At 71.8% G+C, this 15209-nt stretch carries 14 protein-coding genes; 9 read left to right on the top strand and 5 right to left on the bottom strand.

The window, feature by feature from the left end:
• Window positions 1-65 precede the first annotated feature (65 nt).
• A complete protein-coding gene (locus AB0B55_RS20590; protein WP_357172992.1) occupies window positions 66-341 on the top strand; it encodes an adhesin in 276 nt (91 codons plus the stop codon).
• Window positions 342-347: 6 nt separating this feature from the next.
• Here AB0B55_RS20590 and AB0B55_RS20595 read toward each other — a convergent pair whose 3' ends face one another.
• Window positions 348-1418, bottom strand: a complete 1071-nt coding sequence (locus tag AB0B55_RS20595; protein ID WP_357172995.1) for a hypothetical protein — start codon at window positions 1416-1418, stop codon at window positions 348-350.
• A 92-nt stretch (window positions 1419-1510) separates the two neighbouring features.
• Here AB0B55_RS20595 and AB0B55_RS20600 point away from each other — a divergent pair, with 92 nt between their 5' ends.
• The 4 genes from AB0B55_RS20600 to AB0B55_RS20615 all read left to right on the top strand — a co-directional run bounded on the left by AB0B55_RS20600 (window position 1511) and on the right by AB0B55_RS20615 (window position 6476).
• A complete protein-coding gene (locus AB0B55_RS20600; RefSeq protein ID WP_357172998.1) occupies window positions 1511-2404 on the top strand; it encodes a sulfotransferase domain-containing protein in 894 nt (297 codons plus the stop codon).
• Window positions 2405-2649: 245 nt separating this feature from the next.
• Window positions 2650-3042, top strand: coding sequence for a cupin domain-containing protein (locus AB0B55_RS20605; protein ID WP_355051904.1), 393 nt, complete (start codon window positions 2650-2652; stop codon window positions 3040-3042).
• Between the two features lie 42 nt (window positions 3043-3084).
• Window positions 3085-4881 (top strand): glycoside hydrolase family 15 protein, encoded by a 1797-nt coding sequence (locus tag AB0B55_RS20610; RefSeq protein WP_357173001.1) that lies wholly within the window; start codon window positions 3085-3087, stop codon window positions 4879-4881.
• A gap of 245 nt (window positions 4882-5126) precedes the next feature.
• Window positions 5127-6476: a pectate lyase gene (locus AB0B55_RS20615; RefSeq protein WP_357173004.1), complete on the top strand. Its 1350-nt coding sequence runs from the start codon at window positions 5127-5129 to the stop codon at window positions 6474-6476.
• Window positions 6477-6516: 40 nt separating this feature from the next.
• On the opposite strand, the gene AB0B55_RS20620 is transcribed toward AB0B55_RS20615, so the two are convergent.
• Together AB0B55_RS20620 and AB0B55_RS20625 are read right to left on the bottom strand one after the other, a co-directional pair.
• The gene (locus tag AB0B55_RS20620; RefSeq protein WP_357173007.1) at window positions 6517-7707 is read right to left on the bottom strand and encodes a threonine synthase; all 1191 of its coding nucleotides are present in this window, start codon (window positions 7705-7707) and stop codon (window positions 6517-6519) included.
• Between the two features lie 14 nt (window positions 7708-7721).
• Window positions 7722-8771 carry a DNA polymerase ligase N-terminal domain-containing protein gene (locus tag AB0B55_RS20625; protein WP_357173009.1) on the bottom strand — a complete coding sequence of 350 codons (1050 nt, stop codon included), beginning with the start codon at window positions 8769-8771 and terminating at the stop codon, window positions 7722-7724.
• Window positions 8772-8865: 94 nt separating this feature from the next.
• Here AB0B55_RS20625 and AB0B55_RS20630 point away from each other — a divergent pair, with 94 nt between their 5' ends.
• The 3 genes from AB0B55_RS20630 to AB0B55_RS20640 all read left to right on the top strand — a co-directional run bounded on the left by AB0B55_RS20630 (window position 8866) and on the right by AB0B55_RS20640 (window position 10901).
• Window positions 8866-9654: an aldo/keto reductase gene (locus tag AB0B55_RS20630; protein WP_355051899.1), complete on the top strand. Its 789-nt coding sequence runs from the start codon at window positions 8866-8868 to the stop codon at window positions 9652-9654.
• Window positions 9655-9780: 126 nt separating this feature from the next.
• Window positions 9781-9936, top strand: a complete 156-nt coding sequence (locus AB0B55_RS20635; protein ID WP_357173011.1) for a hypothetical protein — start codon at window positions 9781-9783, stop codon at window positions 9934-9936.
• Entirely contained in the window at window positions 9936-10901 is a 966-nt protein-coding gene (locus AB0B55_RS20640; protein WP_357173014.1) for an N-acetylmuramoyl-L-alanine amidase, read from the top strand. Before AB0B55_RS20635 ends, AB0B55_RS20640 begins: the two co-directional genes overlap by 1 nt.
• 103 nt (window positions 10902-11004) lie before the next feature.
• Here the strand turns inward: AB0B55_RS20640 and AB0B55_RS20645 are convergent, their stop codons facing one another.
• Complete coding sequence (locus tag AB0B55_RS20645; RefSeq protein ID WP_357173017.1) at window positions 11005-12546, bottom strand: SulP family inorganic anion transporter; 1542 nt, start codon at window positions 12544-12546, stop codon at window positions 11005-11007.
• A gap of 110 nt (window positions 12547-12656) precedes the next feature.
• Window positions 12657-13781, bottom strand: coding sequence for a cellulose binding domain-containing protein (locus AB0B55_RS20650; RefSeq protein ID WP_357173021.1), 1125 nt, complete (start codon window positions 13779-13781; stop codon window positions 12657-12659).
• A 298-nt stretch (window positions 13782-14079) separates the two neighbouring features.
• Between AB0B55_RS20650 and AB0B55_RS20655 the strand changes: the two genes are divergently transcribed.
• The gene (locus AB0B55_RS20655; RefSeq protein ID WP_357173024.1) at window positions 14080-15186 is read left to right on the top strand and encodes an FAD-dependent monooxygenase; all 1107 of its coding nucleotides are present in this window, start codon (window positions 14080-14082) and stop codon (window positions 15184-15186) included.
• Window positions 15187-15209: the final 23 nt, after the last annotated feature.

Raw genomic sequence — 15209 nt, forward strand, 5'->3', positions numbered from 1 at the left:
GGGCCGTTTGTCCGCCTCTGCGTGACATCAGGCCGCGAGCCGAGAAACCACGAGGAGTTCCACCAATGCTCACCATGACCGACAACGCCGTGCTCGTCATCCGTGACCTCGCCAACCAGCAGGACGTGGCCCAGGACGGTGGCGTGCGGATCGCCGCCGACGCCGGATCGCTCACCGTTGAGCTGGTGCCCGAGCCGGAGCAGGGTGACCAGGTCGTCGACAACCAGGGCGCACGGATCTTCCTCGACCCGGACGCCGCCGACCTGCTCGGCGACGCCTCGGTGGACGCCACGGTCGACGACGAGGGCATCATCCAGTTCGGCTTCACCGAGCAGCAGTAGGGGCTCTCACCGGGGCGATCGCCCCCGCTGCGGTGGCCCCGGCCGGGAGTCCCAACCCGACCGGCCGGGGTCGTCGGGTCGCAGCAGTGCGGCGAGCACGTGCGCCACATGGTGCGACGTGCTCCACGCCGTCCAGTTGGCGGCGGACCCGGCCCCGGCACCTCGCCGTGCCCGGCGTAGCAGCTCGTGGTCGCCCCAGGAGAACGCCGCGCCGACGCTCGACCAGTGTGGTGCCGTCACCAGCGTCCGGCAGAGGTCGGCGAAGCGGTCGTCGCCCCGGCCGCCCCGGCGCGACCAGCGGTAGACCCACCAGCCGTCGTCGGCGGTGTACCGCACGGTGGGTAGCCGGTCGCCGGGGTCGCCCGCGTCGGGTAGCGCCGGACCGACGCCGTAGTCGCCGTAGTCGACTCCGAGGTCGACCAGCCGCTGCCAGAGCTGCCAGTCCCAGCGTTCCAGCCGTACCGGCTCGTCGGCGGGCAGCCGGGACAGCGTCGGCGGCATGCCGCCCGCCGCCACCGTCGCCGAGCGCCAGGCGTGGCGACGGGCCCAGTCCAGCAGCCGCCGTACCCGGGGCTCCGCCACCCGTACGTCCGCCGGGCAGCAGACGTCACCCGCGTCCACCAGCAGGTCGCACTCCTCCGGCGCGAGGCCGGTGTACCGCCAGATCCGCTCGACGGCGGTCGTGTCCGCGTCCGGGCCCGCCCGGTCGTGCGCGGCCCGCACCCGCACCAGCGCCCGCCGGGTGTACGCCCGGGCCGCCGCGCCGTGCGCGACGAGCCGCCGCTCACTCTCCGCGAGGCCGATGACAGGCATCAGCGGTACGCCCCACCGGGCCAGCTCCGTATCGACCGAGTCGGGTTGCGCGGTCACGTCGACGGCCGGCAGCAGGCCGGCCGGCAGTCGGCGCAGACCGTCCCTCGTGGAACGGTCGACGGCGTTGACCTCCAGGATCGGCGCGACGAGCGGGGCGGCCGCGGGATCGAGGTGGGTCAGGGCTTCCAGCTCACCGCGTCGGCGGCTGGTGAGGATGGGGCGGTAGACCGGCGCCACTGCCCGGCCCCCGTGGGCGGGCACCATACTTCAATCTAGTCAGGCATTCGCATGCCTCCACACTTTCTGGTACCGAAAATCCGCTGTCCGGCTGTCGGTTCGGCGACTACGCTCGCCCGATGTCCGCGTCGCCGTACCGTTACCGCTCCACCGACGAGGACAGCGCCCGCTGGCTCGGCTTCCCGTTCCGCGATGGCGACATCGTGATCAGCACCCGCTCCAAGAGCGGCACCACCTGGATGCAGATGATCTGCGCGCTGCTGGTGCTGGGCACGCCGAAGCTGCCGGCGCCGCTGTCCGAGTTGTCGCCCTGGCTGGACTGGTTGGGCGAGCCGCGGGACGTGGTGTACGAGCGGTTGGCCGCGCAGTCGCACCGCCGGTTCATCAAGACGCACACCCCGCTGGACGGGGTACCGCTCGACCCCCGGGCGCACTATGTGGTGGTGGCGCGGCATCCACTGGACATGGCCGTCTCCCTCTACCACCAAGCGGGAAACCTGGACCGGACCCGAGTCGCGGAGCTGACCGGCCAACCCGCGCCGGCGGGACCGCCGCGTGTCCGTCCACCGCTCGGGCAGTGGCTGGCGAGCTGGGTCGACCACGAGGTCGACCCGCGCGTCGAGCTGGACTCGCTGCCCGGGGTGTTCGGGCACCTGCGGGACGCCTGGGCCCGTCGGCACGAGCCGAACATCGCGCTGGTGCACTACGACGACCTCCGCGCCGACCTGGGCGCACAGATGCGACTGCTGGCCGACCGCTGGGGTGTCGAGGTGCCCGCCGGACGGTGGCCCGCGTTGGTCGAGGCGGCCACGTTCGACCGGATGCGCGAGCGCGCCGACCAACTCGCCCCGGACACGCTCGGCGTGTTGCGGGACCGCCAGGCGTTCTTCCGTCGCGGCGGCTCGGGGCAGGGGCGTGATCTGCTCGACGCGGCCGCGCTGGCCCGCTACGAGCGGCGGGCGCGAGGGCTGGCCCCGCCCGACCTGCTCGCCTGGCTGCACCGCGACACCTGAGTCGTACGCGCAAACGAGCGCGCGGCGCCGCTGCGATCGTGGTCGCAACGTCGCCGCGCTCTGGCCGTCTCCCACCACCGCAGCCGTTCGGCGGTACGCCAGCGGGGACCTGGCTCGACCGGCCGTTCGCGCCGGTCAGCGTTGTCGATCCCCGCTCGGCGCGGATCCAAACCTGCCGACCGTGGGGAATTCCACCATCCGCCAGTCCCGGCGTGACGCGGGACCGAACGGGGTATGAGCGGGCCATGGAGCATTTCACGATCGCGACCGTCGCCGAGAAGAGCCCGGACTTCCGGCGGGTGCTGTGGACCGGCGAGCACACCCAGTTGGTGATCATGACGATTCCGCCGGGCGGGGAGATCGGCGAGGAGGTGCACGAGGGCATCGACCAGATCCTGACGTTCGTCAGCGGGACGGGCGAGGCCCGGGTCGCCGGCGAGAAGCGGGAGGTCGTCGCGGGTGACCTGGTCGTCGTGCCGTCCGGCACGAAGCACAACTTCGTCAACACCGGTCCGAATCCGCTGGTGCTCTACACCGTCTACGGCCCTCCGGAGCACGCCGACCAGGCGGTGCACCACACCAAGGAGGAGGCCGACCGGGCCGAGGAGGCCGGCGAGGACGAACCGCCGACCGCGTGACGGCGTCGGCCTGAATCGGGCCGATCCGGGTACGCGCGGCTGGTGACACAGCCGCCGATCTCCGACTACGGGTTCCTCTCGGACTCCCGTTCCGGCGCGCTGGTCGGCGTCGACGGCTCGATCGACTGGTGGTGTCCGCACCGGTTCGACGGCGCCTCCGTCTTCGGCAGGCTGCTCGACCCGGACGGTGGGCACTTCCGGTTGGCGCCGGTCGGTGCCGGTGGCCCCGGTTACCGGGTCGAGCGCGCCTACCGGCCGGACACGCTCATCCTGCGGACGGTGCACCACACGCCGCACGGCAGCGTCTCGGTGACGGACGCGCTCGCCGCCGAGCCCGGTGCCCGCGCGCACGAGTTGGGCGTGAACTCGCCCGCCGTACTCGTCCGCGTGGTCGAGGGCCTCACCGGGCGGGTCCGGATGGCGCTGGACTTCGCCCCCCGCCCGGAGTGCGGCCTGCTCACGCCGTACCTGCACGAGCGGCCCGGCGGCGCGGTGGTGGCCGGCGCCGGCCCGGTGGTGCTGGTGTTGCGGGCCGGGGGCATGCCGCTGCGGGCTGGCCGGGACCGGGTGACCCACGAGTTCGAGGTCTCCTCCGGCCAGGTGGTGGGGATCGACGTGGCGTTCGGGCAGACGTACGGCAAACCACCGGTCCAGATGGACCCGCTGGCCGCCCTCGCCGACACGACCCGGGCCTGGGAGGCGTTCCGGGAGACGCACACGTACTCGGGCCGGCACCCGGAGCTGGTGCGGCACAGCGCGACCGTGTTGGCCGGTCTCACGTACGCCCGCAGTGGCGCGGTGGCGGCGGCGCTGACCAGTTCGTTGCCGGAGCGGATCGGCGGCGACCGTAACTACGACTACCGGTACTCCTGGTTGCGGGACTTCTCGTTGACGATGCGGGCACTCTGGGTGGCCGCCTGTCCGGACGAGGCGTCGCGACTGTTCGCCTGGGTGTCCCGGTCGATCGGCCAGTTCGGCGACGAGCCGGTGCCGGTGCTCTTCGGGTTGGAGGGCGAGCGTGACCTCTCCGAGCACCACTGCAATCACCTGCGCGGATACCGCGACAGTCGCCCGGTGCGCATCGGCAACGACGCCTGGAAGCAGCGGCAGCTCGACGTGCCGGGTGAGGTGCTGTCGGCGGTGTGGCGACTGCGCGATTACCTCGGCACGACGTTCGAGTCGGAGCTGCGGGAGATGGTGCTCGGGCTGACCGAGCAGGTGGCGGCGACCTGGCACCTGCCGGACCGGGGCATCTGGGAGACCCGGGACGAGGAACGGCACTACCTCTCCTCGAAGGTCTCCTGCTGGTTGGCCATGGATCGGGCGGTGGGGCTCGCCGACCGGTTGGGTGAGCGGGCCGACCCGCGTCGCTGGGCCGGCGTCCGTGACGAGATCCGCGAGACGGTGCTGCGCGAAGGCTGGAACGACCGGATCGGCGCGTTCACCGGCTCGTTCGGCTCGGCGGAGCTGGACGCCTCGGTGCTCGCCCTGCCGGTGGCGCACTTCCTGCCGGCCACCGACCCCCGGATGCGCTCGACCATCGCGATGGTGGAGCGTGAGCTGGGCACGGAGGACGGGCTGGTCCGGCGCTGGACGAGCGACCCGGCCGGCTTCCTGCTGTGCTCGTTCTGGCTGGTGGAGTGCCTGGTGATGGCGGGTGAGCCGCAGCGGGCCGAGGAGCTGTTCGAGCGCGTGGTGGGTCGCGCCAACGACGTGGGCCTGTTCAGCGAGCAGATCGACCTGACCACCGGGGCGCAGCTCGGCAACATGCCGCAGGCGCTCTCCCACATCGGGCTGATCAACGCGGCCTGGCGGCTGACCGAGCCGAACAGCTTCTGAATCCCGCGCCGAAATCCTGCAACAGACCTGCAAGCGTCAGGCATTGACGCTGATATGTGCGTAGTCCTAGCCTCGGAGAGACGGGAAAGCCCTTTCCCACGGCTTTCGTCCCGCTTCACCCCGCTGTCGGATCCGGGCGTCCGACGGGGCACACCGATCCCGCTCTCGCGTCAGCGCGCCGTGCCGGCACGTCCCCGCGCGTCCGTGTCCCGGGATCACCACCACCCGCGTCAAGGAGGACAACCGTGCACAGGAGACGACGACCACTGGTGCTGGCGGTGTGCGCCGGCGTGACCGTGGCGGCCCTCGCCGCCAGCATGACCTCGGCCTTCGCGGCCACCATCTTCACCGACACCTTCAGCGACGGCGACGCCTCCGGCTGGTCCAAGTCCGGTGGCACCTGGACGGTCGACGGCGCGGGCGTGTTCCAGCAGTCCAACACGGGCAGTGAACTGGCCCGGCAGTTCGCCGGCGACACCGGGTGGACCGACTACGCCGTGCAGGCCCGCGTCCGGCCGGTGAGCTTCGGCTCGTCCAGCGCTCTGGTCGGGCTCGCCGCCCGCTCCACCAGCAGCACCAGGATGTATCGCCTCGCCCTGCTCGGCTCCGGCCGGGCCGAACTCCAGGCCGTCAACGGCAGCAGCGTCACGGCGATCGGCTCCGCCCCGCTCGGCGTCACCACCGGCACCTGGTACACCCTGCGTGTCGAGGTCATCGGCAGCACCATCCGCGGCTTCGTCAACGGCGCGCAGATCGCCTCCGGCAGCAACAGCCTGGCCGGCGCCGGGCGGATCGGGCTGGTCACCGCGTACGCCAGCGGCGGCTTCGACGACGTGGTCGTCGACTCCTCCGGCGGCGGCGCCCCGACCACACCGCCGGCCACCAGCACGCCGCCCACCACGTCGAGCCCGACCGCCCCACCACCCTCCGGGTGGCCGACGCCGACCGGCAGCCAGAAGGTGGACGCCACGATCCCGGTGTCCGGCACCTTCGACGGCGGGCTGAGGCGCTACTACGGCATCGGCGACGGTGGGCAGAGCGAGAGTCAGGACCCGATGTTCGAGCTGGCCGCCGGCGCCACCCTGCGCAACGTGATCATCGGCGCGCCGGCCGGTGACGGCGTGCACTGCGAGGGCGACTGCACCCTGGTCAACGTCTGGTGGGAGGACGTGGGCGAGGACGCCGCCACCTTCCGGGGCGGGACCACGTACACGGTCGACGGCGGCGGGGCGCGGTCGGCCAGCGACAAGGTCTTCCAGCACAACGGCGCGGGCACTGTCTACATCAGGAACTTCCGGGTGGAGAACTCCGGGAAGCTCTACCGGGCCTGCGGCAACTGCTCCACGTCGTACCAGCGGCACGTGGTGATCGACAACGTGGTCGTCCGCGACACCGACACGATCGCCGGCATCAACACCAACTGGGGCGACACCGCCCGCTTCAGCCGCGTCGCCATCGTCGGCGACCCGGACCGGGAGACCTCGATCTGCGTCAAGTACAAGGGCGTACCCAAGGGCAGCGAACCGACCAAGATCGGTGAGGGCGCCGACGGCGTCAACTGCCTCTACTCGCCGTCCGACATCACCTACCGGTAGGCGCGGCACGCCGGCATCCCGCGCCGCGCGGGATGCCGGCTCAGGCCAGCACGGGTACGCCGGAGACGTCGACCGTCTCCGGATACTTCAACCCCGCGCCGGTGTTGAGCACCACCACCCGTTCCCCGGCCCGAATCCAGCCACCGGCGCGTAGCTGGCGCGCGGCGGTCAGGCAGGCCGCGCCCTCCGGGCAGAGCAGCAGCCCTTCCCGGGCCGCGAAGTCCCGCAGGTCGGTCAGGATCTCGGCGTCGTCGACGGCGACGGCGGTGCCGGCTGATGCCCGCAGCGCCGCCAGGATCAGCTCGTCACCCAGCGGCGACGGCACGGTGATGCCGAACGCCACCGTGTGCGCGTCCGCCCACGGGCGGGCCCGGGACTCACCGGCGGCGAAGGCCCGCACGATCGGCGCGCAGCCGGTCGACTGCACCGCCACCAGCCGGGGCAGCTTGTCGCCGACCCAGCCCAGCTCGCGCATCTCGTGCAGCGCCTTGTGGATGCCGATCAGGCCGACCCCGCCACCCGTCGGATAGATGATCACGTCGGGCGCCTGCCAGCCGAGCTGCTCGACGATCTCGTACCCCATCGTCTTCTTGCCCTCGAGCCGGTAGGGCTCGCGCAGCGTGCCGGCGTCGAAGATCGCGCCGTCCGACTCGGCGACCAGCTCGGCCACCCGCCGGCCGGCGTCGCTGATCAGCCCGTCCACCAGGCGCAGGTCGGCGCCGGCGGCCACGCACTCGCGCCGGCAGATGGTCGGCGCCGCCAGCGGCATGACGATCGTGGCGCCCATTCCGGCGCGCGCCGCGTAGGTTGCCCAGGCCGACCCGGCGTTGCCGTTGGTGGGCATCGCGATCCGCTTGATGCCCAGCTCGCGGGCCCGGCTCACGCCGACCGCCGCGCCCCGCGCCTTGAACGAGCCGGTCGGGATCAGCCCTTCGTCCTTGACCATCAAATCCGCGATGCCGATCTCGGCACCGTACGAGGGAGCGCGCAGCAGCGGCGTCCAACCCTCGCCGAGCGTGGTGACGTGCCGGGGGTCGGCGACCGGCAGCAGCTCCCGGTACCGCCACAGGTCGGCTGGGCGCAGGCCGAAGCGCTCCGGGGTGACCGCCTTCGCGACCGCCGGCAGGTCGTACCGGGCCAGCAGCGGCGAACCACAGTCGCAGAGGTTCTGTACCTCGTCGGCGGCGTACTCCAAGCCGCAGCGCGGGCAGTCCAGGTGGGTCAGGTACACGTCGCTCCTCGCCGTCAGGCCGCGTCGACACTCAACCAGCGCCGACTGCGTACGCCCGGCTCGTAGACCGAGTCGAGCCGCTTGGCGACCACACCGGGCAGCCCCTGCTCCCGCCCGGTGCGCAGGGCCTCGTCGCCGGCACCGGAGAACCACGGCGGAGTCTGCCAGTGCGTACCGGCCAACGCCAGCCCATCGAGCAGTTCGCGGCGTTGCGCGTACGGGACGTCGACGCTGCTCACACCCTCCAACCACAGCAGGTCGACGAGCAGGAACTGCGCGCCGGTCGGCACCCGGCCCCCGCTGGTCGGGCGTGCCGGACGCACCCGGCCCGATCCGTCGATGCGCACCAGCACGCCGTCGAGCACCGCCTCGGTCGGCGCCAGGGCCTCGGCCATCGCGCGCAGCCACGGGTACCCGCCGGTGATCTCCTCGTCGGTCTCGGAGAGCAGCCGTAGCCGCCCGCCGGAGACGTACGCCACCGCGCGTACCCCGTCCCAACGCAGCTCGTACCCCCATTTGCCGGCGTCGCGCGGCAGCCCGGCGGCGGGGGTGGCGTGCATCGGGCGGACCAGTTCGGGCATCGGCGTCCAGCCCGGCGGCGCGGGATCGGTGCGGCGGATCATCCAGTCCCGGCCGCCGGTGGCGAACAGCGCGTACCGGCCCTCGGTGCGCGCGCCGGAGAGCGTCACGATGACCTCGTCGTCGCGCCACTTCTCGCAGCGGTACGTGCCCCGGTCGTGGATGATCATCCGGCCGCCCCCGTACTCGCCGGCTGGGATCTCGCCGGCGAAGTCGAGGTACTCCATCGGGTGGTCCTCGGTATGGACGGCGAGGTGGTTGCGGCCCGGGTCGCGGGGCAGGCCGCGCGGCACCGCCCAGGACGCGAGCACGCCCTCGTGCTCCAACCGCAGGTCCCAGTGCAGGCTACGGGCGTGGTGCTGCTGGATGACGAAGCGGGCGCGGTCGCCGTCGTCACCGGCCGGCCGGGGCGTCGCCCGCGGCACGGGTTCCGGGGTGCGGGCCGCGTCGCGCCGGCGTCGGTACTCGTCCAGCCGGTCCGTCACACCCGCATTCTCCGGCAAAACGGGCCCTTGTGCGGGCCGCCGGAGTGTCCGATTCGCTCGGCGGCCGGGCATGAGGCGGGGTAAAACGGACTTCATGGACCTCCGTGACCAGCCCACCGCCCTCCTTCCGGGTGACGTGCGAATGCCCCTGCTCGGCTTCGGCACCTGGCAGGCCACCGGCCAGGCGGGCTACGACGCCGTGCTGGCCGCACTCGACACCGGCTACCGGCACCTCGACACCGCCACCGTGTACGGCAACGAGCGGGAGGTGGGTCGGGCGGTCCGGGAGAGCGGGCTGCGTCGGGAGGACATCTTCCTCACCACGAAGCTGCCGCCGGACCGGATCGGCCGGGAGCGCGAGACCCTGGAGGCCAGCCTCGAGGCGCTCGGCGTCGACCAGGTGGACCTCTGGTTGATCCACTGGCCGCCGTCGTCGGCGGCCGACAGCATCCCGCTGTGGCGGGAGTTGCTGGCCGCCCGGGACGAGAACCTGACGCGGGCCGTCGGGGTCAGCAACTACAGCACGAGCGAGATCGATGAGCTGATCCAGTCGACCGAGGAGAACCCGGCGGTCAACCAGATCAGGTGGAGTCCCGCGCTGTACGACCGGCAGCGGCACGCCGAGCACCGGGACCGGGGCGTCGTGCTGGAGGGGTACAGCCCGTTCAAGACCAGCGATCTCAGCGATCCGGTGCTGACCAGGATCGCCGCGGCGCACGGCGTCTCGCCGGCGCAGGTGGTGCTGCGGTGGCACATTGACCACGAGATCGTGGTGATCCCCAAGTCGGTGACGCCGGAGCGGATCACCGCCAACTTCGACGTCTTCCACTTCTCGCTGACGGCGGAGGAGATGCGCGACATCGACGCGCTCGGCGACGCCTGAGTCGGCGGAATCCTTCAGGCTTCGGGTGGCAGGTGAAGGGTATCGACATTGACGCGTGTGACGGTATAGCGTGCCGTCATCACGTCCATCGATCCGTTCCCCACCCGCCTCAGCTGGAGGATCGCCATGGCCCGACCACCGTCCATTCGTCTGCGCCGTCGTGGGGTGCTCGGCATCCCCGCCCTGGTGGCCGCCGCGCTGACCACCCTCGCCGTCCGACCCGCACCGGCGAGCGCCGCGCCGAAGGTCGAGTGCCTGGCCGACCTGCTGCAGGACTCCTGATGGCGACCATCCCGTGGCTCGTGGACGTGCTGCGCGCCGCCGGGGTCCAGGTCGTCGTCGAGGGCGACTGGCTCAACCGGATGCGCCCCGGCTCCTTCGACCCGATCGGGGTGCTCTGGCACCACACCGCCTCGACCTCCAGCGCCAGCAACCCGCACCCGGCGCTGGGCATCTGCATCAACGGTCGCTCCGACCTGGCCGGCCCGCTCTGTCAGGCCCTCGTCGACTACAACGGCGTCTTCCACGTGATCTCCGCCGGCCGCTGTAACCACGCCGGCGTCAGCGGCGGCAGCGGACCCATCCCCGCGGGTGACGGCAACACCCTGATGATCGGGTGGGAGATCGACTACAACGGCGTCGACCAGCAGATGACGACCGCGCAGTACAACGCGTCGATCGCCGCCACGGCCGCCGTGCTCACCCGGCTGGGTCGGGACAGCAGCTATGCCCGCGGTCACCGGGAGACCAGCACCACCGGCAAGATCGACCCGTCCTTCATCGACCTGAACGTGATGCGGGCCGACGTCGCCGCGAAGATGGCCGGCGGGAGCACGGCCTGGTCGTCGATCGTGGACAACACGACCTCGGGTCGCTTCACGGCCAGCGCCAGCTGGGGTGTGTCGACGTTCTCCACCCAGCGGTACGGCGCCGACTACCGCTACGCCGAACCCGTCGCGGCCAGCGACCCGGCCTGGTACCGGTTCAACGTTCCGGCGACCGGCAACTACCGGGTGGACGCGTGGTGGCCGACGAACAGCGGCTACAACAGCGCCACCCCGTACATCGTCGCCACCACCACCGGCAACCGCACGGTCTACGTCGACCAGCGGGCGACCGGCGGGCAGTGGCGCGTTCTCGGTACGTTCACCCTGCCCGCCGGGGACGCCAACCGGGTGGCGGTGAGTCGCTGGAGCAACGCGACGGGCCTGGTCATCGCCGACGCCGTACGCCTCACCCGGGTCTGACCCGCGTGACGCGCCCCGCCCCGGCTTGATCGGCTCGACTTCCCGGATGTCGGGGTGTCCCTCGTCCGAGGATGCCCCGACGTCAAGGATCCCGAGTGGATCATCACCCCGACGGGTGAGGGGTCGGCCCCTGCGCCTCCGCAGACCGACAACCCCGAGTCACGCAGAGGGCGGTGCGTTTGCCGGTGCCGAGCCCGTCGGTGCCCGCCCGATGGAGCCACGAGCCGTGCACCTCGCTGACCTGCGCGCTGCCACCGGACCGTGTGTAGGACGCCTGCCAGTCGCGGATGGTCTCGTAGGCGCCGTGGTCGAGATAGTCGAGGTGCAGCTCGACGTCGACGTGCTGCCCCGGGGGCAGGGCGGTGAGTCGGCGGGTGAGCCGTCCGCAGGCGACGAAGGCGAGCGTTCCGGTAATCGACACGTGCCAGGCGCCGGGGTTCGGCTCGCTGACGTGGATGTCGCAGCGGGCCAACCGCCACAACATGAACAGCGCGGCCGTCGCCATGCCCAGCCCGACCCCGATCAGCAGGTCCGTCGCGGCCACGCCGAGCGCGGTGACCACGTAGATGGGCAGCTCCCGGTGTCGGGCGTACGTACGGATCTGGGCGAGGCTCACCAACCGCAGGCCGACCACCACGAGAACGGCGGCGAGGGCGGCCATCGGGATCATCTCCAGCAGCGCGGAGCCGGCCAGCACGAACCCGGCGATCCAGACGCCGTGCAGGATGGCCGACGCCCGGGTGCGTGCCCCGGCGGCGACGTTGGCCGAGCTGCGCACGATGACGCCGGTCACCGGGAGGCCGCCGAGCGTTCCGGACACGGCGTTCGCGGCGCCCTGGGCGATGAGCTCCCGATCGAGGTTCGCGCGTGGGCCGTGGTGCATGCGGTCGACGGCCACCGCCGAGAGAAGAGACTCCACGCTCGCCACCAGGGCGATGGTGACGACTGCCGGGAGGACCTCCCACGGCGGCGAGTCGGGCCAGCGGGGGAGGGCGAGCGCGTTCAAGGGGTTGGCGGGCAGATTCACCCGCTCCACGTCGGCGCCGAGGACCGTCGCCACCACGGTGGTGACCACCACCGCCACCAGGGTCGCCGGCAGCATGGTGGTCTTGACCAGCCGGGACCAGACCAGCAACAGCCCGATGGTCAGCGCGCCGAGCAGCACGGACACGCTGTGGTGGTCGGCGACCTGGCCGGGCAGGTCACATAGGTTCGCCCACGCGGAGCTCTGGGGCGCGCCGCCGAGCGCGACGTGCACCTGGCTCAACGCGATGACCAGGCCGATGCCGGCCAACATTCCGTGTACGACGGTTGGCGACAGCGCGAGCGCGGCCCGCCCGAGGCGGGTGATGCCCAGCAGGATCTGTAGCAGTCCGGCGACGGTCACGATCGCGGCGGTGCCGGCGAAACCGAACTCGGCGATGGTGCCCGCGACGATCACGGTGAGCCCGGCCGCTGGTCCGCTGACTTGAAGCGGCGCTCCGCTGAGCGCGCCGGCGACCACCCCGCCCACGACGGCGGCGATCAGTCCGGCCAGCAGCGGTGCTCCGGAGGCGGCGGCGATGCCCAGGGACAACGGGATGGCGATCAGGAAGACCACGATCGACGAGGGGATATCGTGCCGAAATGACGCTAAAGTCGACATCTTGCGAAAGCTACCGATATAATATTAATGCATAGTTAAGCGTGATTCTTTCACCCGGGACACGAACGGGGCGCGACCGCTCGGTCGCGCCCCGCCGTTGTGCCGTCGACTCAGTTACGCGTACAGCTCCTGCCGTTCAGCGAGAAGCTGCTCGGGGACGAGTACGACCCGTTCAGCGTCCCCTGGTAGCCGAAGCTGGCCGTGCCGCCGGGGGCGAGCGACCCGTTGTGGCTCACGTTTCGGGCGGTCACCGCGGATCCGCTCTGGCTGACCGTCGCGTTCCAGGCGTTGGTGACCGTCTGCCCGCCGGGCAGGTTGTAGTTCAGCGTCCAGCCGTTGATCGCGCTGGACCCGGTGTTGGTGATCTGCACGTCGGCGGTGAAGCCGTTGTTCCACGAGTTGGCCGTGTACTTGACCGCGCAGCCCGAGGTGCCGCCCGGCGGCGGGGTGGTCGGCGGCGGGTTGGTGGGGTTGCCGCCGCCGTTGACGTTGGCCGAGAACGAGGTCACCGCGAGCCCGACGCCGCCCTGCCACGGCTCGAAGCCGGCCTGGATGCTCGTCAGGTACCAGGAGTTCGTGATCGCGCCCCGGTTGCGGGTGTCGTTGACGAAGTCCATGACGCTGAAGTTCAGGCTGGAGGTCGTGGACTGCGCGACGTACGAGATGACGTTGTTGGAGCCGTTGCTGCCGCGCCAGACCTCCCAGGTCCGGCCGGCCAGGTTCGTCGTGCCGACCACCGAGCCGATGGGCTGGATCGGGCCCTGGCGGTTGAGCCAGATCATGATCTCCATCTGGTTCACGCCGTCCCGCTTGGGTGACGGGTCCAGCCAGATGTCGTACGAGGCGTTGTAGGTCGCGCCGCTCACGTACCGGTAGCTGATGCTGCTGGTGGCGCTGCTGATCTGCGACACCTGGATCGGCAGGTTCGTGCCGGGGGAGCAGTTGGTGTAGTGACAGCCGAAGAAGATCGAGGGGTACGCCGTGGGCGCGCCATTGGTGGGGCTGCTGCCGTTCAGCGTGGTGATCTCGAAGCCGTTGCTGGTGGCGTTGATGCACTGCTGGGCGGTCGTGCCCCACCGGTTGTTCTGCACCACGTAGCGGCCCTGGATCACGGTGGAGCCGTACTGCTCGCAGATCAGGGTGTCGGCGGAGGCGCTGCCGCCGAGGGCCACGGCCACGAGGGAACTGGTGAGCAGCAGCCCGGCGGCGGCCAGGGCTCGAAGGTGACGCTTCATGACGCTCCTTGACTCGGCGCAAGCTGGGCGCCGGCTGTGGTGGGGTGGTGCGGGAGCGCTCCCACGCTCAACGACACATTTACATGTCTGAAACTGTGACGCAACCGCATGCGTCAAACTGGCGAATTGTGAGGATTGCCATGCCCCTCCGGTCGGCTGTCAGCCCACCTCCCGGTCAGCGGCAGCGGCCGACGGCGAGCGGTTCGCGCCGGGCCGATCGGCTCTGGTGTGCGTCGATCGCTCCGAGTAGCGTGTTGCCTCCAACGCGTGCCGTTCCCCTCCGGAGGCGTACACCACCATGCGTAGCTCCCCCCTGCGCATCCTCATCGTCGGCGCGGGCATCGCCGGCCTGGCCGTGGCCCGGGCCCTGCGCCTGGCGGGCTTCCGGCCGGATGTGACCGACAAGCTACCGGCGGGAGAGTCGACCGATGTCGGCCTCTACCTACCCGGCAACGCCGCCCGCGCGCTGCACCGGCTGGACCTGCACGATCCCGTCCGCCCGCTCGGGCAGGTGATCCACCGGCAGCGCTTCTTCGACGCCTTCGGGGCCCCGCTCTGCCAGGTCGACCTGGACGCGCTCTGGGCCGGCGTCGGGGAGTGCCGGGCGCTGCCCCGGAGCGACCTGCACCGGGTCCTGCTCAGCGGCGCCGGCGGCGCCGTCCGCCACGGCGCCGAGGTCCGCACCCTGGAGCTGCTGCCGGGCGCCGTCGGCGTCACCTTCACGGACGGCACCCGCACCGAGTACGACCTGGTCATCGGCGCCGACGGACCGCGATCGTCGGTCCGGACCCTGGCCGCGCTCGGCGGGCCACCCCGCCCGGCCGGGCACGTCGTCTACCGGGCCGTCCTGCGCGACGGTCCGGCCGTCACCGACTGGACCGCGCTGCTCGGGCAGCGCTGCGGCCTGCTGCTCGTGCCGATCGGGGAGGGCCGGCTGCACTGCTACGCCGACGAGGTGGGCACCGAGCCGCCCGCGGACCCGCTGGCCCGGCTGCGGGAACTCTTCGCCGACTACCGGGGCCCGGTGCCCGAGGTGCTCGACACACTCGACCGGGTGGACGTCGGGATCACCGACGAGGTCGAGCTGGGTCGCTGGCACCGGGGGAGGGTGCTGCTGGTCGGCGACGCCGCCCACGCCACCGCGCCCACCCTGTCGCAGGGCGCGGCGATGGCCCTCGAGGACGCCGTGGTGCTGGCCGAATCACTGCGCGCGGCCGGCAGCGTCGAGGCGGCGCTGATGGCGTACGAGAGTCGTCGTCGCCCGCGTACCCGATGGGTGGCCGACCGGACCCGGGACCGCAACCGGACCCGGGACGTCCCGCCGGCGCTGCGCGACCCGCTGCTGCGCGGACGCGGCGGCCGGATCTTCGGGGAGCACTACCGGCTACTGGTCGGCCCGCTGTAGGCCCGTTGTAGATCGTGTCACGC

Source organism: Micromonospora sp. NPDC049107 (genome assembly GCF_040648595.1).
Taxonomy (GTDB): domain Bacteria; phylum Actinomycetota; class Actinomycetes; order Mycobacteriales; family Micromonosporaceae; genus Micromonospora.